The organism is Microcystis sp. M31BS1, from assembly GCF_020245285.1.
In the GTDB taxonomy this organism is placed as follows: domain Bacteria; phylum Cyanobacteriota; class Cyanobacteriia; order Cyanobacteriales; family Microcystaceae; genus Microcystis; species Microcystis panniformis.
The window spans coordinates 1-4501 of the sequence record NZ_JADBVE010000218.1 but is presented as its reverse complement, the minus strand read 5'-3'; the positions used below and the strand labels follow the sequence as shown (position 1 = coordinate 4501).

At 42.6% G+C, this 4501-nt stretch carries 4 protein-coding genes and 1 pseudogene; 1 reads left to right on the top strand and 4 read right to left on the bottom strand.

The features are described 5' to 3' along the window. Positions 1 to 179 precede the first annotated feature (179 nt). The 4 genes and pseudogenes from IM509_RS12840 to IM509_RS12825 form a co-directional block, all read right to left on the bottom strand. A pseudogene (locus IM509_RS12840) lies at positions 180 to 455 on the bottom strand (transposase); the annotation flags it as partial. 210 nt (positions 456 to 665) lie between these two features. Continuing rightward, complete coding sequence (locus IM509_RS12835; protein ID WP_052276934.1) at positions 666 to 1289, bottom strand: hypothetical protein; 624 nt, start codon at positions 1287 to 1289, stop codon at positions 666 to 668. A 243-nt stretch (positions 1290 to 1532) separates the two neighbouring features. Then, entirely contained in the window at positions 1533 to 2942 is a 1410-nt protein-coding gene (locus IM509_RS12830; protein ID WP_052276935.1) for a hypothetical protein, read from the bottom strand. 289 nt (positions 2943 to 3231) lie between these two features. Beyond that, positions 3232 to 4173, bottom strand: a complete 942-nt coding sequence (locus IM509_RS12825) for a glycosyltransferase family 2 protein (RefSeq protein ID WP_002788812.1) — start codon at positions 4171 to 4173, stop codon at positions 3232 to 3234. Between the two features lie 47 nt (positions 4174 to 4220). Here IM509_RS12825 and IM509_RS12820 point away from each other — a divergent pair, with 47 nt between their 5' ends. Then, the gene (locus tag IM509_RS12820) at positions 4221 to 4352 is read left to right on the top strand and encodes a hypothetical protein (protein WP_284525797.1); all 132 of its coding nucleotides are present in this window, start codon (positions 4221 to 4223) and stop codon (positions 4350 to 4352) included. The last annotated feature ends 149 nt before the right edge of the window (positions 4353 to 4501 follow it).

Sequence of the window (4501 nt, the reverse complement as noted above, 5' to 3'; positions counted from 1 at the left end):
GTTACTTGGTATGGTTCAATAGGGGGGCATAAATCGACTAAATCCTTATCTGGCAAGAGACTTAATTGATTAGTTCGCTCTAGAGCAAAAACAATTGACAAAAATCGCCAAATGCCTTTCTACATAAAGGTTCCATCCCTTGTAACCCTCGTCCATTGCATAACACAAACCGAAGAGCCGTGATCATTAACATCTTCATAACCTAAGATAAGTCCATAAATTCTTTGAGAGACTAATTGATGAACTGAATAATCTATATAAGATAAACTTCTATGATCTTGAAAACCCTCAGCGAATTTATCGCTAATTTTTAGTTTTTTATCTAACTCTGCCATTAAGATAATTCCAGCATCTGAGGTGATTCTCCCTCCCTCAAAATTAGCGATTATTTCTTTCCCTTTGATTCTTCCAAAGTTGAGTTGGTGGCTGATTTTTTGGCTAGGATTAGAAGTCATAAATTGGTCGTACTTAAATTATTCTATTCCTAAATTGTAGCAGATTGTGTGGCTTTTTTTAACGTATAATTTTTAATTAAACAATTAATTTATCTAAAAAATACGCACTTAGAACATTTTTTATCTAATGTCTAATTGATTATGATCTTCAGTCTTGAACGGTCAACACACTGTTGTTTTTATTCCGAGGCGATCACTGGATTCAAACCCTTATCCAGTAAGACTTCTGGGATTAGTGATCGCATTTTTTGTGAGAAATGCGGGGTTAGTGAACCCCCCAAAGTTACTCAGATTAGTAAATCTAACATTAGTCGCAGCGACTGAGGTAAAACTGAACTGCTGTGCGGGCTGAAGCAAAGGTGTAGTACCAAAAAGTCCTTTTGCAAAGGAAGCCAGAGCGCCACTCAGGGTACTCCAAGTTGTTCCACCGTTGTTGGAGTATTGAATCGTCACATCTTTAATTCCCTGATTGGCAAGCTCCTCAGTCGTATTGCCAAGGTTCCAGAAAGTAAACCCAGATAGATTATAGCTACCATTGAGATTAAAAGTGATAGTACCTGAGGGAATTGTGGTGCCCTCCGTGTTAGTTAAAATACCTGACCGCCAAGAATTACCAGTCTGCGACGGCACATGATTTCCCGTAAGACTGGGAGTGTTACTGGGCAGCCCTTTGCCGTTGACGGTATCGATTAGATTCCAATTAGCCTGTCCTGTTATGGTCGTTGAGGCAGTGACTCCAGGAATTAGAGTAGCAGCTTGGGCGTTTTGTGCCACACCCCACATTAAGCCGAAAGTGGCAGTGGACAAAACAAGGGTTTTGATAGTGAGTTTCACGGGAAAATCTCCTTAAAAGGCTAGGTACAGTCAAAAGGGTACAACGTACCCTCCCACATCGTATTTGTTTTTTTTGACAATGTCCACTACTTTTGATGTAGATTTTTTTACTATTCTATGTTAGGGGAATCGGGGGACAGGGGGAAAACGCCCATCTGGCTGGTGGCGCAGTTAGGAAAGTCAGAAGCCAGAAATCGGGTGGGGAAGAAATTCTGTCTTCTGCCTTGATGGCGGGCAATCTGCCTACTGATGAGATTCTAGCCTCGTGGTTTTGCTATTGTCCCCATCCGAGAATAAATCATCGCTAAATAGATCATCAAGGGGCAGTTCTTCGTCAGAAGGTAAGGATTCTAGATTAGCCATTTCTTCATTATCCAACATACTGAAGAAATCTAGTTCTTCTTGGTCACTCGCAACAGAAGCAACATTTTGGCGGTTAGATGCAACTGTGGGGGTTTCTTCCGCAAAATAATCGAATAATTCGGGGTTATTGCTGTCATCGGTATCAGCAAATAAGTCATCGAGAAAATTTTGGTTATCAGCGAATTTTTCGGCATCGGTGGCTAATAAATCAGAGAAACTGGTGTCACTGCTAACGGTTTCTTGAATCTGACCGTAATTACCCGATAATTCTTCTAGGCTACCGATAGTTCTCGTTTCTTCCTCTAATGTTAAACTATTGAGAAATTCTATCTCAGCAGCGGACATCTCCCAGTCAGAGATTGCTGGTTCTGCCATGACGGGAAAATCTTCGCTCTCAGTCATTTCTGGAGAAACTAAGGTTTCTTCTGGGCTGTTTAAACCGTCAAATGTCTCCTGGTCAACGGAGGTTTCTAGGGGCATTTCAGGGGCAAATTCTGGTTCCAATCCTAGGTTTTCTTCAGTGATAAAACCATCAAAAGGATTCATATCACTGTTGAATTCTGGTTCGGAAATGGACGTTTCTAGTGGCGTTTCAGGGGCAAATTCTGGTTCCAATCCTAGGTTTTCTTCGGTGATAAAACCATCCAAAGGATTTATTTCTTCGTCCCTGGGGCTATCGGGGAAATCATCCCAGGGTTCGACGATTTCAGTGGTTCGATCATCCACTACTGCTTGGCGGGCATTTTCTAGTCCTAACAGTTGGCTTTGATAACTCTGTTCTAGTTGTTGAATTTGCCACTGATAGCCCTCTTCTAATTCTAGAATCTGCGCCTGTTGACTTTGACGCAGGGCTTCTATTTCCCCTTGCTTCCCGTCTATAATCTCTTGTATTTGACTTTGGTAGCTTTGGCGCAATTCCTCGATTTTAGCCTCGTATTCCTGTTCAAGTTGCTGAATTTGGGTTTTATCGGCGACTTCCACTGCTTGAGCGGCAGTGGCGCTGGCTGCCCCTTGTACACGTCCTTGGCTATCTTCTAACTCTTTCTGCAATTTAGCCACTTCTTCTCTATAGGTGGCTTCGATATTGCGAATCCGTTCTTCGGAGAGAGCGAGTTGTTTTAACTGTCCTTTGCTGTCTTTTAACTCCGCTTCGGTTGCACCTAAAGCCGTCCGAATTTTCTGATATTTTTGCCGTTCTTCCTTGATTTTTCCCTCTTGGAGGGCATATAAAGCCCCACCCCCGATCGCACCTCCACCGACAAAACCGATTAAAATATCGAAGATATTCATTATGGGATTCCTCCTCTAGGAAAATTTACTTTATAATATGCCCAATTTCAGAGGATAATTCACAAGGGGCAAATGTGGTCAGTGTTTTCCGCCGCTCTTTATGCTGATTGCTTTTGATTGTGGCAGCAATTATCAGAAAAAGAAAGCAAATATTCAGTTTTTTATCGGCAAATGTTCACCCTTAGGGCAGTTATCTCGATGGTGAGGTACAAAGTCTCTGGTTTTAGGGCGGGGTTAGTGACACCTCGTCTTTGTGAGAAACGCTTTCATCGGTGTTCGCCAAGACATTTTACTGAAGCTGCATTTCCCGATAAGCTTGATAAACGCCGCGCACATTGTACCAATTGAGAAAAATGCGGGCAATTTCTAGGGCTAATTGCGGTTTACCTCGATCGATTAACCATTGTAACAGCGGGGAGAGGCTGCGTTCATTCAGGGTTCCCCCTAGGGAAAGTAAACCCCACAACAATCGGTGAATCCAAGTCATTTGAATCATCATCCGCACTTCCCAGGTGGGATGTTTTTGATAAAAAAGCACTCCCATTCGTCCCCGTTGAATTTCCTTATCGATGAGATTGGGAATTTGAGCGAGACTAAAGGGGGGATGCCAATGATAACCGACGGCTTCGGGACATTTAATTAATTTTAGTCCCAATTGCTTCAATCTCACCCCTAATTCTAAATCTTCCCAACCGTAGAGTTGAAACTGAGTATCAAATAATCCCGCCGCTAATAACCATTTTTTAGCGATCGCCACGTTGCCCGTGGCAAAATAGGCAGCGGAGAAATCGGTGATTTTATAGGGTTCACTGGTGGGATGCTCGAAGTTACAGGTATTAATGACACTGCCGTAGGTAAATAAGCGATCGCTGCTGAGACTTTCTGCCCCGGCGGTTAAAGCGTCGGCGTGAGCTTGCAGAAAATTTTCTGTCACTACCAGATCGCTATCGATAAAAATAATCGTATCACCACTAGCTTTTTCTACCCCTAGATTCCTAGCGATCGCTGGTCCGCCGTGATCCTGTTGCCACAGTTGCAGATGGGGTAAATTAGCCTTTTGAGTTTCTAGCCAAGCGATCGTCCCATCGGTAGAGCCATCATCGACAAGGACTATTTCGTAGTTTTCCACCTTATTATCGGTTAAACGCTGATTTTCTAGGGCGAGTAAACATTTTTTTAAGATTGCTTGGCGATTGTAGGTAGGGATGACAACACTGATCAGCACGCGCATTCGGGGGTCAAGATTACCGTTTCAGCTTACCAAATAACTTGGGTTCCTTGATTAGACCTCCTGCAAAAATCAACAATCTTTATTCAGGAGGCAGGATTCAGTTATCAGTTATCAGTTATCAGTTATCAGTGGGTAAGTTATCAGTGGGTAAGTTATCAGTCAATAGTATTAAGCGATAAGCTCGGAGCGGGAGCATCTCACCTTTGCAATAAGCATAAATACTTAGTAGAAAAATAGGCTTTTCGAGGGTAATTCTTGTTTTAATTCTCCATGTACGCGGTCTTTAAAAGCCTCTATTTCGTTCCAAGACACGATTAAGAGTGGCTTT

Coding starts and splice junctions, on each gene's coding strand:
- IM509_RS12825 (WP_002788812.1), bottom strand. CDS start 4,173: ATGCGCGTGCTGATCAGTGTTGTCATCCCTACCTACAATCGCCAAGCA.
- IM509_RS12830 (WP_052276935.1), bottom strand. CDS start 2,942: ATGAATATCTTCGATATTTTAATCGGTTTTGTCGGTGGAGGTGCGATC.